We start from the raw sequence: 15,639 nt of genomic DNA on the forward strand, positions 1-15,639 counted from the left end.
ATGACTCGCGTGTTCAGTGACGGCGGAATGCCGGGCAGGCGAGGATCGCCTGCCCGGCAGGAGCGACTAGTTGCGGCGCGGCTTCGGCGGGCGAACGCCGTTGTGCGCCTGCGGCGTCACGTCGTGGATCGCGCCGATCTCGAGGCCGGCGGCCTGGAGCGAGCGGATCGCCGTCTCACGGCCCGAACCGGCGCCCTTGACGAAGACGTCGACCTTCTTCATGCCGTGGTCCTGCGCCTGGCGCGCAGCCGACTCGGCGGCGAGCTGGGCGGCGTAGGGCGTCGACTTGCGCGAGCCCTTCATGCCGACCGCGCCGCCCGAGGCCTGCGTGATGACGGCGCCGGTGGTGTCGGTGATCGAGACGATCGTGTTGTTGAACGTCGACTTGATGTGGGCCTGGCCCACGGCGACGTTCTTCTTGTCCTTCTTGCGCGGCTTGCGGACCGCGGACTTGGGAGCTGCCATGTTTCTCTACCTCCACGCGGCCTAGCGGCCGGCCTTCTTCTTGCCGGCGACCGTCTGCTTCTTGCCCTTGCGGGTGCGCGCGTTCGTCTTGGTGCGCTGACCGCGCACGGGGAGGCCGCGGCGGTGGCGGATGCCCTCGTACGAGCCGATCTCGACCTTGCGGCGGATGTCGGCGGCCACCTCGCGGCGCAGGTCGCCCTCCACCTTGAATGTGCCCTCGATGTGGTCGCGGAGCGCGACGAGCTGGTCGTCGGTCAGGTCCTTGACGCGGGTGTTGCGGTCGATGCCCGTGGCCTCGAGCGTCGCGACCGACCGGGTGCGGCCGACGCCGTAGATGTACGTCAGTGCGATCTCCACGCGCTTCTCGCGCGGGATGTCGACACCTGCGATGCGTGCCATCGTGTGTCTCCTCAGGAGTATGAGAGGTGTGGAGCAGCGGAGGTGCCTGGGCCTCTCCCCAAGGTGTCGCCCCTCGTGGAGCTCTTACCGCTGCTGGGATGTGCACCGCAGCCCCGCTGGTCGAGCAGCCGGCGAAGCCGGCGCCCTCCCGCTGGTCGAGTAGCCGGCGAAGCCGGCGCCCTCCCGCTGGTCGAGTAGCCGGCGAAGCCGGCACCCTCCCGCTGGTCGAGTAGCCGGCGAAGCCGGCACCCTCCCGCTGGTCGAGTAGCCGGCGAAGCCGGCGTATCGAGACCTGGACTCGGTGCTGTTCAGTTGTGGGGTCTTGCTGTGGTGTGGATCTCGATACGCGTGCGCCTGCGGCGCGCGCTACTCGATCCTGATGCCTCCGCGCTCAGATCGGCCCTGCCGATCTGAGCGCTGCGGCATCAGCCCTGCCGCTGCTTGTGGCGGGGGTCCTGGCAGATGACCATCACGCGACCGTGGCGGCGGATGACCTTGCACTTGCCGCAGATGCGCTTGACGCTGGGGTTGACCTTCATGATTGCTTCCTCGCTGGCCTCGTGCTCGCGCGGTCGCGCGAGCCGTTCCTTATCCAGCGACCAGGGGCTACTTGTAGCGGTAGACGATGCGACCACGGGTGAGGTCGTAGGGGCTGAGCTCCACGATCACCCGGTCGCCCTGCAGGATGCGGATGTAGTTCTGCCGCATCTTGCCGGAGATGTGTGCGAGCACGATGTGCCCGTTCGAGAGCTCCACGCGGAACATCGCGTTGGGGAGCGCCTCGCTCACCGAGCCTTCGATCTCGATGACGCCGTCTTTCTTGGCCATATCCTCTTCTACAAGTCCTGGTCGCCAGTCATGCGAGTGACGCGCGCAGAGGGCGCACGACACCAACGATCAAGCCTACGCGCGGCGCAGCGGTTTGTGCAAGCCGGGCGTGTCGCCTCGACGCTACGGCGCTGCGCGTTGCACGACGATCGACCCCCACAGCATCGCGCGGTCGCGACGCGCGCGCTTCGCCGCGTCGTCGTCCATCGTCGTCGCGAACGACCGGGCGATGAGCGGGCCGCCGGGCACGAGCGCGCGCACCGCGGCCTTCCGCACGTCGCGCACCCAGCGCTCGTCGGCACCGTCGACGACGTTCGAGATCGTGATCGCGTCGTAGGCGCCGGGCTCCGCGCGCTCGAGGTGGTCGAGCAGCGGCTCATCGACCCACTCGATCGCATCGGCGCCGACGCGCGGGAGCGCGTGGCCGGGCAGCTCCTCCCCCAGCAGCAGCCGCCACGCGAAGGGGTTGCCGCTCGGCGCGTGCTTGCGCAGCGCGCGGCCGATGCGCCCGCGGATCGCCTCGTCGAAGTGGGGTGGGAGCGGCGTCGAGAAGTCGCGCAGGACGAGGGCCGACAGGCTCCCGGCCGGCCCGAGCATCGTCTTGAGGATCGAGGCGAGCGTGCGGTTGTCGAGCCGCGAGCGCCAGTGCTCGGCCGCGCGGAGCGCATCCTGCTCCTGCAGGAACTGCCGCACGCGGCGACGGCTCCACGCGGGGCTCGCCGCTCGCACCATGCCGCGGCCGATGTCGAACAGGCGCTCCGCGGCGCCCGGCTCGAAGTCGCCGCCCGCGACGCGCCGGCGGGCGTAGTCGAGCTGCGTGCGGTTCGAGGTGATCGCCGAGACCCGGTGCCCGGCGGCGGCGAGCTGCGCGACGACCTCGCCCGCGCCCGCGGAGGCGAGCACGCGGCTGCCGGGGCGCAGCTCGTCGAGCTCGATCCGGGCGTCCGCCCAGTCCCAGCCGTGCAGCAGCCGCTGCCGCGGGTTCGCGCTCGAGCGTCCTCGTCGCCTCGAGGTGCTGGTCACCACCGCCGCCTCCGCTCGATCTCCACCGCCCCATTCTCCCCGACGGCGGCGAGGCCGCGGCTCAGCGGGCCCGAGCCTCCCGCACGACCTCGACGAGCCGCGCGGTGAGCGGGTGCTCCGCCTCGAGCCCCGTGACCCGCGCGACGAACGCCGCCGGATCGAGCGAGCGGAGCAGCTCCTGGAGCTCGAGCGCCTGCTCGTCGCCCGGGGCGTCGAAGCGCAGCGCGGTGCCGAACGCCGCGACGAGCGCGTCGGCGGACTCGCCGCGGTCGACGAGCTGCGCGGCCGGCTCGACGAAGCGCTCGTGGCGCGACAGCTTGCGCAGCGGCTGCCGGCCGATGCGCTCGCACGTGTCGGGCAGCGCCGGGTTCTCGAACCGCGCGATCGCCCGGGCGACGTAGGCGGCGTGCTCGGCCTCGTCGAAGCCGTGCTTCGCCACGAGCAGCCTCGAGGTGTCGGTGAGCGCCGCCTCGACGGCCGCGCGGATCTCGGGCAGCTCGAGCGCGGCCGCGATCGTGCCGGCGCCGGCGACCCAGCCCGCGTAGGCGGTCGTCGCGTGGCCGGTGTTGACCGTGAAGAGCTTGCGCTCGATGTAGGGCCCGAGATCGTCGACGAAGTGCGCGTCGCCGATCTCGGGGGCCGCGATCCCGCCGCGCTCGAAGGCCGCGCGATCGATCGACCACTCGAAGAAGTCCTCCACGACGACGTCGAGGCCGTGCGGGTCCTGCGGCGGGATGATCCGGTCGACGGCCGTGTTCGCGAAGACCGCCCGGTCGGCGAGCTCCGGCGCGCCGTCGAGCACGTGCTCGCGGAGCGTGTCGGAGGCGCCGATGGCGTTCTCGCACGCCATCACCACGACCGGCGCGCCCTCGCGCTGCTCGAGCCCGGCGCGGATCGCGGGCGCGATGAAGCGCATGGCGCTCGGCCCGACGGCGCACGTGACGACGTCCGCCTCCGCGACCGCGCGCGCCGCCGCTTCCGGGTCGGCGCTCGAGTCGATGCCGGAGAAGCCCGTGACCGTGTGGATCCGGGCCTCGGGCCCGACCTCCCGCACCCGGTACGCATCCGCCGACTGCAGCATCCCGATGAGCTCGGCGTTCACGTCGACGAACGTGACCTCGAAGCCCGCGCGATGCAGGATGAGTCCGACGAAGCCGCGGCCGATGTTGCCCGCGCCGAAGTGGACGGCGCGCATCACTCGTTGACGTCGCCGAGCAGTTCGAGGATCGCCGCCGCGTCGGGCGCCGCCTCGAGCTTCGCGACGTCGTCCTCCTCCGAGAAGACGATCGCGATCTTCGAGAGGATCTCGAGGTGGCCGCCGTCCTTGCCGGCGATGCCGATGACGAACTTCACCGGGTTGCCGTCCCAGTCGAGCGGCGTCTCGTAGCGCGCGACCGAGAGCGCCGAGGCGAGGATCGAGTCCTTCGACTCGTTCGTGCCGTGCGGGATCGCCAGCAGGTTGCCCATGTAGGTCGACACGCTCGCCTCGCGAGCGCGCATCGCGTCGGCGTAGTCGGGCGTGACGGCGCCGGCGGCGACGAGCATGTCCGCCGCCTCCTGGATCGCCTCGTCCTTCGTGGTCGCTCGCGGGCTCGTGGTGATCTGCTCGAGGGTCAGGACGGGCATGGGTCTCCTCACGCGGTCGTGTCGCTGCCGTCGCGATTGGCGCGCTGCACCATCTCGACGACCTCGTCGTACTTGGGGCTGTTCATGAAGTTGTCGACCGACACGTGCGTCGCGCCGGGCGTGCGCTGGCGGGCGCGCTCGGTGAGCTCCTGCTGCGTGATGACGAGGTCGACGTCGGTCCCGAGCGCCGCGATCGCGACGTTCTTGACGTCGACGCCCTCGATGCCCGCCTTCTTGATCTTGTTGCGCAGCACGCTCGCGCCCATCGCGCTCGAGCCCATCCCCGCGTCGCACGCGAAGACGATCGAGCGGATCGGCTCGGCCGAGACCGCGGCCCGGCCGTCGGTCGCGCTCGGGGCAGCGGCGGCCGAGCCGGACGCGGCGCCCGCGGCGGCGAGCCCGGCGAGGGCCTCGGAGGACTTGCCCTTGTTGGCCTGCGTCTGCGCCACGGCGGCGCCGAGCGCGTCGTCGCCGGCCGCCTCGCGCTCGAGGTCGCGCTTGCGGCTCAGCCGCAGGATGAGCGCGCCGACCGCGAAGGACACCGCCGCCGAGAGCACGACCGAGAGCACGACGCCGAGGTAGCTGTCGGTCGCCGTCTGCGCGACGATCGCGAAGATCGAGCCCGGCGACGCGGGCGCCCGCAGGCCGGTCGCGAAGAGCGCGTTGGTCGCCACGCCCGTCATGCCGCCGGCGATCACCGCGAGCAGCAGCGCCGGCTTCATGAGCACGTAGGGGAAGTAGACCTCGTGGATGCCGCCGAGGAACTGGATGACGGCGGCGCCCGGCGCGGTCGCGCGCGCGGCGCCGACGCCGAAGAACGTGAAGGCGAGCAGCACGCCGAGGCCCGGGCCCGGGTTCGCCTCGAGCAGGAACAGGATCGACTTGCCCTGCTCCGCCGCCTCGGAGATGCCGAGCGGGGTGAGCACGCCGTGGTTGATGGCGTTGTTGAGGAAGAAGACCTTCGCGGGCTCGATGAGGATCGAGGCGAGCGGCAGCAGGCCGGTCGAGACGAGCCAGCCGACGGCACCGCCGATGACGTCCATGATCCAGTTGACGACCGGTGCGAGCAGGTAGAAGCCGGCGATGCCGAGGATGAACGCGACGATGCCCGCCGAGAACATGTTGACGAGCATCTCGAAGCCCGCCTTGACCTTGCCCTCCCAGAGCGCGTCGAGCTTCTTCATCACCCACGCGGCGAGCGGGCCCATGATCATCGCGCCGATGAACATGTGCACCTGGCCGAGCTCCCCCTGCCCCTCGGCGGGCGGGTTGGCGGCGTTGAACTGCGCGATGAGCCAGTCGGAGCCGGCGATCACGCCGAGCGTCGCGAAGGCGCCGACCACGGCACCGCGCGCCTCGTAGACCATCCGACCGCCGGTCGCGGCGATGAGGATGGGGAGGAGGTAGTGGATCGTCGGCCCCACGATCGACGCGAGCCCCTCGTTGGGGAACGGGCCGTCGGCGATGAAGAGGGCCGTGACGATGCCCCAAGCGATGAGCGCGGGGATGTTGGGCATGATCATGCCCGAGAGGAACGTGCCGAACCGCTGGACGCGGACGCGGGCGCCGCTGCCGGACGCCGTGGCTGCTGTGGTGGTGGTCATCTCGGCTCCTGTGCTCGCTGGCGGATCAGGGCTCGCGGCGCCTACACGTCGTGGTCGGTCGAGAGCAGCTGCTCGAGCTCGTCGAGCGCCGCCTCGTCGTCGGAGGCGATCGTCACGGTGTCGCCCTTGTTCACGCCGAGCGAGATCACCGACAGGATGCTCGCCGCGTTCACCTGCTTGTCGCCGACGGCGACGGTGACGGGGGCGGATGCCTTGGCGGCGGCCTGGGCGAACAGGGAGGCGGGCCGCGCGTGGAGGCCGTGCGACGATTCGACGGTGACGGTGCGCTCGGCCATGCTGCTCCTCTGACTCGGTCCGGCGGGACGCCGGGTGGCGCTCACGGTACCACCGGTTCCCCGACCGTCGGCAGGATCCCGCGGCGTCAGCGGGGGCGGCCGCCGCGCAGCCGCGCCCAGGCCGCGAGCACCGCGACGGCGCTCCAGCCGACGAGCGCCGCGGCGGCCAGTCGCAGCTCGGCGGCACCGATCGGGGCGAGCACGGTGCCGCCCGCGACGATGCCCTCGGAGACCGCGCGGAGCGCCTGGCCGGGCAGCAGCCAGCGGACGCCGTCGAGGCCCGCGAGGGCGAGCGCGCCGGCGATGCCCGGCTCGACGAGCAGCGGCAGCGCGAGACCGACCGCGAGCACGAGCAGCGGCGAGCGGGAGGCGTGCGCGAGCGCGGCCATCCACACGGCCCACGCGGCCGCGGTGCCGAGGTGGATGCTCACGACGACGAGCGCCGCATCGAGGCTCGGGCGCACGAGCGCCGCCGCGCCCGCGAGCGCCGCCGCGCTCGAGAGCGCCGCGAGGAGGAGCGCCGGCACGAGCGTCGACCCGATCGACAGCGCGAGCCGGTGCGCCGGTCTCGGGTGGGCGAGCGCGGCATGCATCCAGCTGCCGTCGCGGTAGGGCGCGGCGACGCCCAGGCTCGCGAGCACGGCGATCGCGGGCTGCGCGGCTGAGCCGCGCGCGATGACGACGGTCGCGGCCTCGAGGTCGGTCGAGGCCGCGGCGTGCGCGAGGAGCGCGCCGGTCGCGAGCCCGCCGAGGCCGGATCCGACGAGCGCGAGCGTCAGGGGGATCCACGGTCGCCGGCCCAGCAGCATCGTCGCGAGCTCGGCCCTCGCTTCGCGCAGCACGGCGCTCACGGGCCGCCCTCGATCGCCGCGGCGAACGCGGCGCTCAGCGAGAGGCGCCGAGGGGAGAGCTCCGTCACGAGCAGTCCCTCCCGTGCCGCGATGCGCGCGATGCGCTCAGGGTCGAGCCCCCGCACCGCGAGCGCGCCCGACGCGCGGCCGTGCACGACGGCGCTCGCCGCGCGCAGCGCTCCCGCGAAGCGGTCGCCCTCCGTCGACCGCACGATGACCACGGGCGCGGCGTGCGCGCGCAGGAACGCATCCACGTCGCCCTCGAACCTCGTGCGTCCGCCGTGGAGGCACACGAGCCGGTCGAGGAGCGGCTCGATCTCGTCGAGCGCGTGCGCCGAGAGCAGCACGGCCCCGCCGCTGTCGGCGTGCGCGCGCAGGAGTGCCGAGAGCCACCGCCGGCCGGCCGGGTCGAGGCCGTCGAAGGGCTCGTCGAGCACGAGGATGCGCGGTGAGGGCAGCAGCGCTCCCGCGATCGCGAGGCGGCGGCGCATGCCGAGCGAGAACGAGCGCACCGGGCCGCGCGCCTCCGCGAGTCCCACCGCCTGCAGCGTGCGGTCGATCGCGTCGCGCGCGACGCCCGCGCGCAGGGCGAGCGGTACGAGGTGCGACCGAGCGCTCGCACCGGGCGCGGCTCCCAGCGCATCGGCGCAGAAGCCGACCGAGCGCAAGGGCGTGCCGAGCGACCGGTAGCGGGCGCCCGCGACGCGAGCGATGCCCTCGTGACGCTCGAGGCCGAGGAGGCAGCGGAGGGTCGTCGTCTTGCCGGCGCCGTTGACGCCGACGAAGCCCGTCACGCTGCCCCACGGCACGAGGAAGGAGACGCCGTCGAGCACGGTGCGACCGCCGTAGCCGCGGCGCAGCGCCGCGACCTCGATCGCCGGCCTCATGCGGGCTCCATGCGCACGACACCGGTGTCGGCGGCGAGTGCGCGCTCGCCGTGGTCGACGAGCACGACGAGCCGCGTCGACGCCCAGCGCTCGACGCTCCCCGCGAGCCGCGCGGCGGCCTCGTCGTCGAGGCCGAGGAACGGCTCGTCGAGGAGCATGACGCCGGCCTCGCGAAGGGTCGTGAGCACGACCCACGCACTGCGCCGCTGGCCGGTGGAGAGGGCGTCGGCGCGCATCGCGAGGCAGCCCTCGAGCCCGGCGGCTGCGAGCGCCGCGATCGCGCGATCGGCGCCGACGCCCGCCGCGCGACCGAACAGGCGCGCGTGCCGCTCGAGGCTCACGGCCGGCAGCAGCGCGGGCTCGCTGCGCGTCACGGTGCGTCCAGCGCGCGCGAGCGGGTCGCTCGCGAGCCTGCCCGCCACGAGCACGCGGCCGCGCGGCGGCCGCGCGGCGCCCGCGAGCAGCTCGACGACCGTGCTCTTCCCGATCCCGTTGCGACCGACGAGGCGCAGCAGTCGCGGCGCGCGCCCCTCGAGGTCGGGGACGCGGACGCGCGAGCGGCCGACCGGCACGATGCCGACGCCCTCCATGAGCACGCTCGTCACCGCCGCCTGCCGAGCGTCGCCGCGACGGCGACCGCGACGAGCGCGGTGCCCGGTAGGAGCAGCCACGCCGCGGCGAGGCCGCCGGTCGCGACGAGGCACGGCGCGGCGAGGAGCATGGCGAAGGCCAGCGCGCGCACCGCGAGGCGCTCGGTGCCGGGCTCGAGCAGCACGACGGTCGACGCCGCCACCGCGACGTACCAGCCGATCGCCGCGGCCTCCCACGACCGCTCGGCGCCGCTCCCCGCGAGCGCCGCGAGCGCACTCGAGAGCGGCGCCGCCGCGAAGCCCACCGCGAGCACGGCTATCGCGAGGGTCGCCGTGACCGCCGCCCTCGGCGCGCCGCACGACACGAGCTCGCGCGCGAGCCGCTCGAGCGGCCGCGCATCCTGCGCCAGGAGCTGCGTGGCGATCCAGAGCGCGGGGGCCGTCGCGATCGCGAGCACGAGCGGCTGCGACGCGGCGATCGCAGCCCAGGCCGCCGCGAGCTCCGCGCTCGGCGCCGCGCGCTCGAGCGAGCCGGCCGCGATCGCGGCCCAGGCCGCGACGCCGGCCGCGAGCACAGCGCCGAGCCGCGCCCCCGCGCCGCGGATTAGCGGCCGTCCCCCGCCGATGGCAGCGACCGCCATCGCCCCGGCGATCCCCGCCGCTGCCGCCGCGAGCACCGCGACCGCGCGGCCGTCGCCCGCGGTCGACAGCGAGACCGCCGCAGCGCCCGCCACGACGCTCGAGCTCAGCAGCAGCGGAGCGACGGCCGCGAGCGCTCCCCACCCTCGCGCGCCGCCGAGGTCGAGGGTGCGCAGCAGTCCGGCGACGGCGTCGAGCGACACGACGAGCGGCGGCGTCGCGCCGACCGCGAGGCGCGAGGCGGGCCCGAGCGCGAGCGCCGCGAGCAGCACCGGCACCGCGACCTCGGGCGACAGGCGCACGGCGAGGTGCACGGCGGCGGCGGCGACCGCCACGACGCCGAGGAGCGCGCTGAGCGACGCCACGAGCAGCGGCAGCCGCAGCGGGCTCGAGAGCGCGGCGAGCATCCATCCCGGCAGCACGTGGTGCGCGACGACCCAGCCGACCTCGGCGGCAGCCGCCGTCGCCCGCCGAGCCCTCGCGCGCCCGTCGCTCATGGCTCGCGCGAGCGACCCGCGGCTCGATGCCCGGAGCCGACGAGGTGGTAGGCGACGGCGAGCATCGAGACGGCGAGCAGCGGCCACCCGAACAGGTGCGCGGGCCAGGTGCGCACGAGCCCGACGAGGGTCATCGCGACGAGCGCCGTCACGGCCGATCCCGCGCCGGCGAGCGCGAAGCGGAAGCGCCCGTCGACCAGCGCGGGCACGCTCGTCGCGAGCGCGCAGGCGGAGGCCGCGAGCGTCAGCCACGTGCTCGCCACCCGGAGCTCCGGCGCGACGTCGGTCGCCGCCGCCGCGCTCAGCACGCCCGTGACGAGCAGCAGCTGCGCGAGCGCGATCCCGCGGACCCCGGTGCGCGAGAGCGGCAGCGCGATGCCGAGCTCGGGGATGCGGAAGGTCGCGCGCGTCACCCGAGGCACAGCAGCACCCCCGTCGCCACTGCCGCCGCGAGCGAGCGCGCGTAGTCCCGCGCCGAGCGGCGTGCCGCGGGGAAGGCGAGCGGCGCGACCGCGGCGACCGCGATCGCCGCGACCCACAGCTGCCAGCCGCGCGGCACGGCGGCGACGCCCATCGCGAGCGCGGCGACCTGCTGGCCGAGCACGAGCACCGCGAGCACGAGGCCCGCGACGCCGAGCCGCACCCTGCCCGCGCCGCGCGCGGGTCGCAGCGCGACCGGCCCGAGCCAGCGCTCGAGCAGCGTCGCGATCACGGCCGCGACGATGAGGACGAGCAGGTGCAGCGCGATGGCGCTCACCGCTCCGACCGTCGTCGCGGCAGCCGCGAGCGCCGCATCGCCGAGCGCGTCCGCAGCCTCCTGCCCTGCAGCCGCGGCGACGTCGACGAACATCGGCAGGCGCACGAGCAGCAGCGCGCTCACGAGCGCGATCACGACGCACCAGACCACCGCCGAGGTCGTCGACCGCTCGAGCGCGGGGCGAGCGACCCCCGCCCGGATGGGCGCATCCATGGCTTCCTCCCTTCACGTGCCGCGAGCGACGCAGAGCGATTCCGTGACGGCCGCGAGCACGACGAGCAGCGCGGCGACGGCCGTGAGGCGCAGACCGTAGCCGAGCCCGATCGCGTACGCAGCGGTCGGGCGTCGACCTGTGCACAGCCATGCCGACGCGACGTGCGCGACGGGCAGCAGGCCCGCTGTCGCCGCGAGCAGCACCGCGGCGACCTCGAAGACGATGTACGGAGCGATGCGCGCGAGCGTCTCCACCGCTCCGAGGGCCGCGACGACCGAAGCGGCCGAGACGCCGATGCCGATCCCGATGAGCGAAATGCCCACGAGGGTGAGCGACCCGAGCACCGGCGCGCCCGACGCGAGCAGCGCGATGGCTGCGAGGTTGCTCGCGGCGATGCCGAGCGCGCTGCCGTCGGCGGCGAGCACGGCCGAGTCGATCGATCCGCCGGCGACGGCCGCCGCGTTGGCGGCAGCGATGTCACCGGAAGCCGCAGCGGTGGCCGCCGAGGCCGCGCCCAGCAGACCGGCAGCGAGCACGGCCGACGACGCGAGCGCGAGCCGGAGCGCGCCCCGCTCGCTCGCGGCGCCGACCGTGCTCCGGCTCATCGGATGGCCAGCGTGCGGAGCTTCCGCTTCAAGTACCACGTGACCGTGGAGATGACGGCCCCGAGGAGGCCGCCCGAGAAGAGCGCGGCGACGACGGCGAGGGCCGCACCGCCGATCTCGATGGCCGCGACGACCTGCGCGGCCGCGATGCCGGACAGCCCGAAGCTGGCCATGAGCCACGACAGCGACACGCCTGCCGCCGCCAGGCCGACGACCGTCACGGCCGCCGATGCCGTCCACACGGCCGCACGGCCGCGCTTCGATTCGATCTGCATGAGTTGACTCCTTCCTCCCACCCGTTCGCCGGGTGCTCGTGCCGCGCGGCACGAGACCGTGGGCGTCGCCCGCGACGCCATCACTCGCCCTCCTCCCGCAGCCGCGCCGCGATGGCCGCCGCCAAGCGCGCCACGAGCGACGCGGGCGGCTCGATCGAGCCGTCCTCCACGCCGACGACCGTCGCGACCGGCGTGCCGGCGCGATCGGCGAGCGCGCGCTGCGTCATGCCGGCGTGCGAGCGCAGGGATGCGAGTGAGGTCCCGATGCGCGATTCGACCGCCATGTCGGAAAGCATGCCAGGTTTTCAACGGTCGCGCAACCACTTCTCGACAACGGGTAGCCGATCTTGCCGCTGCATGTCGAACAACCATCGAATACCGTGATCGGTGTTCGGCACTCGTGCGGATAATGGGGTGACGCAGGAAGCGGGGTCGAGCGATGTCCATCCACCTTCGCGGCGCGAGCGCGAGCGAGCGCGCGCGCTACGCCGAGCTCGTGCGACCCGCCCGCGTGCGCCGCGGCCTCAGCCAGAAGGCGCTCGCGACGCTCGCGGAGGTCGACCGCACGACCGTGAGCAACATCGAGCGCGGTGCCGGCGCTCCGCAGGAGGACGTCCTCCGACGGCTGTTCGCAGCGCTGGGCCTCGCCACCGATGCGCAGCCGCGCGACCCCGAGGTCGAGCTCTGGGTCGCCGTGATGTCCGAGCTGCTCTCGAGCGTGCCCGCCGATCGCAGGCACCTCGCCGCCGACGCCGCGATCGCGACGCTCGCCGCGCACGTGCGGGCGGGCGAGGTGTCAGCGGTCGGCCCTACCCTCACCGCCATCCACGACGAGGGCGGACTCGAGGAGCGCGACATCCATGGACTTGCGGCGCGGCGCGGCATCGCTCGAAGGGACGAGCCCCACGCTGAGTGAGCTCGTCCGGCTGTGCGCGCAAGCGGGGCTCGAGGTGCACGTCGCAGCGCTCCCGGCCGGCTGCCTCGGCGCCTACGAGCACGAGCGCGAGCGCATCCTGCTCGCCCGCGGCCTCACGCCCGTCGAGCAGCGCTGCGTGCTGGCCCACGAGCTCGGGCACGCGCTGCTCTCGCACGTCGGCTCGTCGGCAGCCGACGAGCGCGCCGCGGAGCGGTTCGCCGCGCGCCTGCTCATCGATCCGCGGGCGCTCGCCGAGGCGTGCAGGTGGGCGCGCGACGACGCCGAGCTCGCGGACGAGCTGGGCGTCACGATCGACATCGTGCGGGACTACCGGGAGCATCGCGGCGTGCGCCGCGCCGCGTGAGCCGCCGCGTCAGCGATCCGGGATCGGCACCGGCTCGACGCCGAGCGGCGCGAGCCGGGAGGCGCCGCCGTCGAGCGCGGTCAGCACCCAGATGCCGCCGGAGTGGACCGCGACGGAGTGCTCCCACTGGCATGCGTCGGAGCCGTCGGCGCTGCGCACCGTCCAGCCGTCGGCGTCGACGGTCGTCGCGGTGCCCTTCGCGTGGATGATCGGCTCGATCGCGACGCACAGCCCCGGCTTGACCGCCGGCCCCTTGACGCGCGTGCTGTAGTTGAAGACCGGCGGCTCCTCGTGCATCGCGCGGCCGATGCCGTGGCCGATGTAGTCCTCGCTGATGCCGTAGTCGCTGTGCGCCTCGATGTGCTCCTCGATCGCCGCGCCGACCTCGCCGAGCTGCTTCGCGCCGGCGAGCGCGGCGATCCCGGCCCACAGCGCGTCGTGCGTGACGTCGCTCAGCCGCTGCCGCGCATCCGTCAGCGCGGGGTCGCCGCCCGGCACGACGACCGAGATCGCGGCGTCGCCGTGGAAGCCGCCGATCGTCGCACCGCAGTCGACGGTGACGATGTCGCCCGGCTGCAGCGGCGTGCCGTTCGGGATGCCGTGCACGACCACGTCGTTCACGTTGGTGCACAGCGTGTGCTCGTAGCCGGGCTCGAGCTGGAAGTTCGGCACGGCGCCGTGCTCGCGGATGACGCGCTCGGCGATCGCGTCGAGCTCGAGCGTCGTGACCCCCGGCGCGATGGCGCGCTCGACCGCCTCGAGCGCGAGGGCGGTGATGCGACCGGGCTCCCGCATGCCGGCGAGCTCGCGGCGCGACTTGTAGGGGCCGCGGCCGCGCATCAGGCCTCGATGCCGCGAGCCGCGAGGCCCGCGAGGATGCGCTCGGTCACCTCGTCGACCGCGCCGATGCCGTCGACCTCGACGACGAGGCCGCGCTCCTCGAAGATCGCGATGAGCGGCGCGGTCTCGCGCTCGTAGACGTCGAGGCGGTGGCGGATGACCTCTTCGGTGTCGTCGCTGCGGCCCTGCTCGAGCGCGCGGGCCGAGAGTCGGCGGACGACCTCGTCGGTGTCGGCGATGAGCCGCACGACCGCGTCGAGCTGCTCGCCGCGGCGCAGGTTCACGCCGTCGAGGTACTCGACCTGGCCCGCGGTGCGCGGGTAGCCGTCGAGGAGGTAGCCGCGCTCGGCGTCGGGCTGCGCGAGCCGGTCGTCGACGAGCTCGTTCGTGAGCTCGTCGGGCACGTACTCCCCCGCGTCGAGGATGGCCGTGACCCGCTTGCCGAGCTCGGTCTGCTCCTTGATGTTCTGGCGGAAGATGTCCCCGGTCGAGACCGCTGGCACGCGCAGTGCCGCGGCCAGCCGAGCTGCCTGGGTACCCTTGCCCGCTCCGGGCGGGCCGACGATGAGGAGGTTCGCCATTTAGCGGATGAGCCCTTCGTAGTGGCGCTGCTGCAGCTGCGCGTCGATCTGGCGGACCGTCTCGAGGCCGACGCCGACGATGATGAGGATCGAAGCCCCGCCGAACGGGAAGTTCTGGTTCGCGCCGACCGTGGCGAGCGCGATGAGCGGGATGAGGGCGATGAGCCCCAGGTAGAGCGATCCCGGGAACGTGATGCGCGTGAGCACGTAGTCGAGGTACTCGGCCGTCGGGCGGCCCGCGCGGATGCCGGGGATGAAGCCGCCGTACTTCTTCATGTTGTCGGCGACGTCCTCGGGGTTGAAGGTGATCGCCACGTAGAAGTACGTGAAGCCGACGATGAGCAGGAAGAACACCAGCATGTAGAGCGGGTGGTCGCCCGTCGTGAAGTTCGCCTGCACCCACAGCACCCAGTCAGCGGGGGCGGTGCCGTCCACCGGCATGTTGAACTGCGCGACGAGCGCCGGCAGGTAGAGCAGCGACGAGGCGAAGATGACGGGCACGACGCCGGCCATGTTGACCTTGATGGGGATGTACGTCGACTGCCCGCCGTACATGCGCCGGCCGACCATGCGCTTGGCGTACTGCACGGGGATGCGTCGCTGCGACTGCTCGACGAAGACGACGAGGCCCATGATGAGCACGCCGACGAGCAGCACCATGATGAAGGTGTTGACGCCCTGCGTCTCGAAGATGATGCCGAGGGCGCCGGGGAAGGTCGCCGCGATCGACGTGAAGATGAGCAGCGACATGCCGTTGCCGATGCCGCGCTCGGTGATGAGCTCGCCGAGCCACATGATGAGGCCCGTGCCCGCGGTCATGGTGATGATCATGAGCGCGATCGACCACCACGAGTCGTTCGTCAGCAGGTTCTGGCACTGCGGGAGCGAGGGGCCGCCGGTCGCCGAGAAGAGGGCGCCGGAGCGCGCGACGGTGATGAGCGTCGTCGACTGCAGCACGCCGAGCGCGATCGTGAGGTAGCGCGTGTACTGCGTGAGCTTCGCCTGGCCCTGCTGGCCCTCCTTGTAGAGGGTCTCGAAGTGCGGGATCACCACGCGCAGCAGCTGCACGATGATCGCGGCGGTGATGTAGGGCATGATGCCGAGCGCGAAGATGCTCAGCTGGAGCAGCGCGCCACCCGAGAACAGGTTGACGAGCTGGTAGAGCCCGGTGGCCTGGGAGTTGGCCGCGATGCACTGCTGCACGTTGCTGTAGTCGACGAACGGCGCGGGGATGAACGACCCGAGCCGGAAGATCGCGACGATCGCGAGCGTGAAGAGGATCTTCCGACGCAGGTCGCGCGTCTTGAAGATGCGTGCGATGGCACTGAACACGTGCAGCCTTCCGGGAATGGCAATCGGGGCGGCCCGCGAACGGACCGCCC

Annotated in this window: 23 protein-coding genes; 2 read left to right on the forward strand and 21 right to left on the reverse strand. The window is 73.4% G+C overall.

Annotated elements, in window-relative coordinates; all coding sequences use genetic code 11:
- Positions 1-66: 66 nt before the first annotated feature.
- From rpsK to L332_RS24130, 18 genes are all read right to left on the reverse strand, one after another.
- Positions 67-465 (reverse strand): 30S ribosomal protein S11, encoded by a 399-nt coding sequence (rpsK, locus tag L332_RS24050; RefSeq protein ID WP_021010858.1) that lies wholly within the window; start codon positions 463-465, stop codon positions 67-69.
- A 21-nt stretch (positions 466-486) separates the two neighbouring features.
- The gene (gene rpsM, locus L332_RS24055) at positions 487-864 is read right to left on the reverse strand and encodes a 30S ribosomal protein S13 (RefSeq protein ID WP_021010859.1); all 378 of its coding nucleotides are present in this window, start codon (positions 862-864) and stop codon (positions 487-489) included.
- A gap of 425 nt (positions 865-1,289) precedes the next feature.
- Positions 1,290-1,403 (reverse strand): 50S ribosomal protein L36, encoded by a 114-nt coding sequence (gene rpmJ, locus L332_RS24060; protein WP_021010860.1) that lies wholly within the window; start codon positions 1,401-1,403, stop codon positions 1,290-1,292.
- A 67-nt stretch (positions 1,404-1,470) separates the two neighbouring features.
- Positions 1,471-1,692 (reverse strand): translation initiation factor IF-1, encoded by a 222-nt coding sequence (gene infA / locus L332_RS24065; RefSeq protein WP_021010861.1) that lies wholly within the window; start codon positions 1,690-1,692, stop codon positions 1,471-1,473.
- 123 nt (positions 1,693-1,815) lie between these two features.
- Positions 1,816-2,715 carry a methyltransferase domain-containing protein gene (locus L332_RS24070; protein WP_144061065.1) on the reverse strand — a complete coding sequence of 300 codons (900 nt, stop codon included), beginning with the start codon at positions 2,713-2,715 and terminating at the stop codon, positions 1,816-1,818.
- A gap of 61 nt (positions 2,716-2,776) precedes the next feature.
- Positions 2,777-3,910, reverse strand: coding sequence for a mannitol-1-phosphate 5-dehydrogenase (locus L332_RS24075; protein ID WP_021010863.1), 1,134 nt, complete (start codon positions 3,908-3,910; stop codon positions 2,777-2,779).
- A complete protein-coding gene (locus L332_RS24080; RefSeq protein WP_021065041.1) occupies positions 3,910-4,341 on the reverse strand; it encodes a PTS sugar transporter subunit IIA in 432 nt (143 codons plus the stop codon). The genes L332_RS24075 and L332_RS24080 overlap by 1 nt, the downstream gene beginning before the upstream one ends.
- Positions 4,342-4,349: 8 nt before the next feature.
- A complete protein-coding gene (locus L332_RS24085; RefSeq protein WP_021065042.1) occupies positions 4,350-5,945 on the reverse strand; it encodes a PTS mannitol transporter subunit IICB in 1,596 nt (531 codons plus the stop codon).
- Between the two features lie 41 nt (positions 5,946-5,986).
- Positions 5,987-6,241 carry an HPr family phosphocarrier protein gene (locus tag L332_RS24090; protein WP_021010864.1) on the reverse strand — a complete coding sequence of 85 codons (255 nt, stop codon included), beginning with the start codon at positions 6,239-6,241 and terminating at the stop codon, positions 5,987-5,989.
- A gap of 86 nt (positions 6,242-6,327) precedes the next feature.
- Entirely contained in the window at positions 6,328-7,092 is a 765-nt protein-coding gene (locus tag L332_RS24095) for a hypothetical protein (RefSeq protein ID WP_021010865.1), read from the reverse strand.
- Positions 7,089-7,979, reverse strand: a complete 891-nt coding sequence (locus tag L332_RS24100) for an ABC transporter ATP-binding protein (RefSeq protein WP_021010866.1) — start codon at positions 7,977-7,979, stop codon at positions 7,089-7,091. Before L332_RS24100 ends, L332_RS24095 begins: the two co-directional genes overlap by 4 nt.
- Positions 7,976-8,584 carry an ABC transporter ATP-binding protein gene (locus L332_RS0115415; RefSeq protein ID WP_021010867.1) on the reverse strand — a complete coding sequence of 203 codons (609 nt, stop codon included), beginning with the start codon at positions 8,582-8,584 and terminating at the stop codon, positions 7,976-7,978. The genes L332_RS24100 and L332_RS0115415 overlap by 4 nt, the downstream gene beginning before the upstream one ends.
- Positions 8,581-9,705 (reverse strand): hypothetical protein, encoded by a 1,125-nt coding sequence (locus tag L332_RS24105; RefSeq protein WP_021010868.1) that lies wholly within the window; start codon positions 9,703-9,705, stop codon positions 8,581-8,583. Before L332_RS24105 ends, L332_RS0115415 begins: the two co-directional genes overlap by 4 nt.
- Positions 9,702-10,118 (reverse strand): hypothetical protein, encoded by a 417-nt coding sequence (locus L332_RS24110; protein WP_021010869.1) that lies wholly within the window; start codon positions 10,116-10,118, stop codon positions 9,702-9,704. The genes L332_RS24105 and L332_RS24110 overlap by 4 nt, the downstream gene beginning before the upstream one ends.
- Positions 10,115-10,675, reverse strand: a complete 561-nt coding sequence (locus L332_RS24115; RefSeq protein WP_021010870.1) for a hypothetical protein — start codon at positions 10,673-10,675, stop codon at positions 10,115-10,117. Before L332_RS24115 ends, L332_RS24110 begins: the two co-directional genes overlap by 4 nt.
- Before the next feature lie 12 nt (positions 10,676-10,687).
- Positions 10,688-11,281 carry a stage II sporulation protein M gene (locus L332_RS24120; protein ID WP_021010871.1) on the reverse strand — a complete coding sequence of 198 codons (594 nt, stop codon included), beginning with the start codon at positions 11,279-11,281 and terminating at the stop codon, positions 10,688-10,690.
- The gene (locus tag L332_RS24125) at positions 11,278-11,556 is read right to left on the reverse strand and encodes a hypothetical protein (RefSeq protein WP_021010872.1); all 279 of its coding nucleotides are present in this window, start codon (positions 11,554-11,556) and stop codon (positions 11,278-11,280) included. The genes L332_RS24120 and L332_RS24125 overlap by 4 nt, the downstream gene beginning before the upstream one ends.
- Positions 11,557-11,636: 80 nt before the next feature.
- Positions 11,637-11,840: a helix-turn-helix domain-containing protein gene (locus L332_RS24130; RefSeq protein WP_021010873.1), complete on the reverse strand. Its 204-nt coding sequence runs from the start codon at positions 11,838-11,840 to the stop codon at positions 11,637-11,639.
- Between the two features lie 155 nt (positions 11,841-11,995).
- On the opposite strand from L332_RS24130, the gene L332_RS29885 reads away from it, so the two are divergent.
- On the forward strand, positions 11,996-12,472 hold the full coding sequence (locus L332_RS29885; RefSeq protein ID WP_021065043.1) for a helix-turn-helix domain-containing protein: 477 nt from the start codon (positions 11,996-11,998) through the stop codon (positions 12,470-12,472).
- A complete protein-coding gene (locus L332_RS24135; RefSeq protein WP_021010874.1) occupies positions 12,417-12,836 on the forward strand; it encodes an ImmA/IrrE family metallo-endopeptidase in 420 nt (139 codons plus the stop codon). Before L332_RS29885 ends, L332_RS24135 begins: the two co-directional genes overlap by 56 nt.
- Positions 12,837-12,845: 9 nt before the next feature.
- Here the strand turns inward: L332_RS24135 and map are convergent, their stop codons facing one another.
- Genes map through secY form a run of 3 tightly spaced genes read right to left on the reverse strand, consistent with a single transcriptional unit; the run spans position 12,846 to position 15,589 of the window.
- Positions 12,846-13,676, reverse strand: a complete 831-nt coding sequence (map, locus tag L332_RS24140; RefSeq protein WP_021010875.1) for a type I methionyl aminopeptidase — start codon at positions 13,674-13,676, stop codon at positions 12,846-12,848.
- Positions 13,676-14,257 (reverse strand): adenylate kinase, encoded by a 582-nt coding sequence (locus L332_RS24145; protein ID WP_021010876.1) that lies wholly within the window; start codon positions 14,255-14,257, stop codon positions 13,676-13,678. Before L332_RS24145 ends, map begins: the two co-directional genes overlap by 1 nt.
- Positions 14,258-15,589, reverse strand: a complete 1,332-nt coding sequence (gene secY / locus L332_RS24150; protein WP_021010877.1) for a preprotein translocase subunit SecY — start codon at positions 15,587-15,589, stop codon at positions 14,258-14,260.
- Positions 15,590-15,639 lie beyond the last annotated feature (50 nt).

This window comes from Agrococcus pavilionensis RW1 (genome assembly GCF_000400485.1).
Taxonomy (GTDB): domain Bacteria; phylum Actinomycetota; class Actinomycetes; order Actinomycetales; family Microbacteriaceae; genus Agrococcus; species Agrococcus pavilionensis.

Excerpts from the sequence above, each read along its gene's own strand:
- rpsK (WP_021010858.1), bottom strand. The coding sequence starts at position 465 with ATGGCAGCTCCCAAGTCCGCGGTCCGCAAGCCGCGCAAGAAGGACAAG.
- rpsM (WP_021010859.1), bottom strand. The coding sequence starts at position 864 with ATGGCACGCATCGCAGGTGTCGACATCCCGCGCGAGAAGCGCGTGGAG.
- rpmJ (WP_021010860.1), bottom strand. The coding sequence starts at position 1,403 with ATGAAGGTCAACCCCAGCGTCAAGCGCATCTGCGGCAAGTGCAAGGTC.
- infA (WP_021010861.1), bottom strand. The coding sequence starts at position 1,692 with ATGGCCAAGAAAGACGGCGTCATCGAGATCGAAGGCTCGGTGAGCGAG.
- L332_RS24075 (WP_021010863.1), bottom strand. The coding sequence starts at position 3,910 with ATGCGCGCCGTCCACTTCGGCGCGGGCAACATCGGCCGCGGCTTCGTC.
- L332_RS24080 (WP_021065041.1), bottom strand. The coding sequence starts at position 4,341 with ATGCCCGTCCTGACCCTCGAGCAGATCACCACGAGCCCGCGAGCGACC.
- L332_RS24085 (WP_021065042.1), bottom strand. The coding sequence starts at position 5,945 with ATGACCACCACCACAGCAGCCACGGCGTCCGGCAGCGGCGCCCGCGTC.
- L332_RS24090 (WP_021010864.1), bottom strand. The coding sequence starts at position 6,241 with ATGGCCGAGCGCACCGTCACCGTCGAATCGTCGCACGGCCTCCACGCG.
- L332_RS24100 (WP_021010866.1), bottom strand. The coding sequence starts at position 7,979 with ATGAGGCCGGCGATCGAGGTCGCGGCGCTGCGCCGCGGCTACGGCGGT.
- L332_RS24105 (WP_021010868.1), bottom strand. The coding sequence starts at position 9,705 with ATGAGCGACGGGCGCGCGAGGGCTCGGCGGGCGACGGCGGCTGCCGCC.
- L332_RS24115 (WP_021010870.1), bottom strand. The coding sequence starts at position 10,675 with ATGGATGCGCCCATCCGGGCGGGGGTCGCTCGCCCCGCGCTCGAGCGG.
- L332_RS24120 (WP_021010871.1), bottom strand. The coding sequence starts at position 11,281 with ATGAGCCGGAGCACGGTCGGCGCCGCGAGCGAGCGGGGCGCGCTCCGG.
- L332_RS24125 (WP_021010872.1), bottom strand. The coding sequence starts at position 11,556 with ATGCAGATCGAATCGAAGCGCGGCCGTGCGGCCGTGTGGACGGCATCG.
- L332_RS24130 (WP_021010873.1), bottom strand. The coding sequence starts at position 11,840 with ATGGCGGTCGAATCGCGCATCGGGACCTCACTCGCATCCCTGCGCTCG.
- L332_RS29885 (WP_021065043.1), top strand. The coding sequence starts at position 11,996 with ATGTCCATCCACCTTCGCGGCGCGAGCGCGAGCGAGCGCGCGCGCTAC.
- L332_RS24135 (WP_021010874.1), top strand. The coding sequence starts at position 12,417 with ATGGACTTGCGGCGCGGCGCGGCATCGCTCGAAGGGACGAGCCCCACG.
- map (WP_021010875.1), bottom strand. The coding sequence starts at position 13,676 with ATGCGCGGCCGCGGCCCCTACAAGTCGCGCCGCGAGCTCGCCGGCATG.
- L332_RS24145 (WP_021010876.1), bottom strand. The coding sequence starts at position 14,257 with ATGGCGAACCTCCTCATCGTCGGCCCGCCCGGAGCGGGCAAGGGTACC.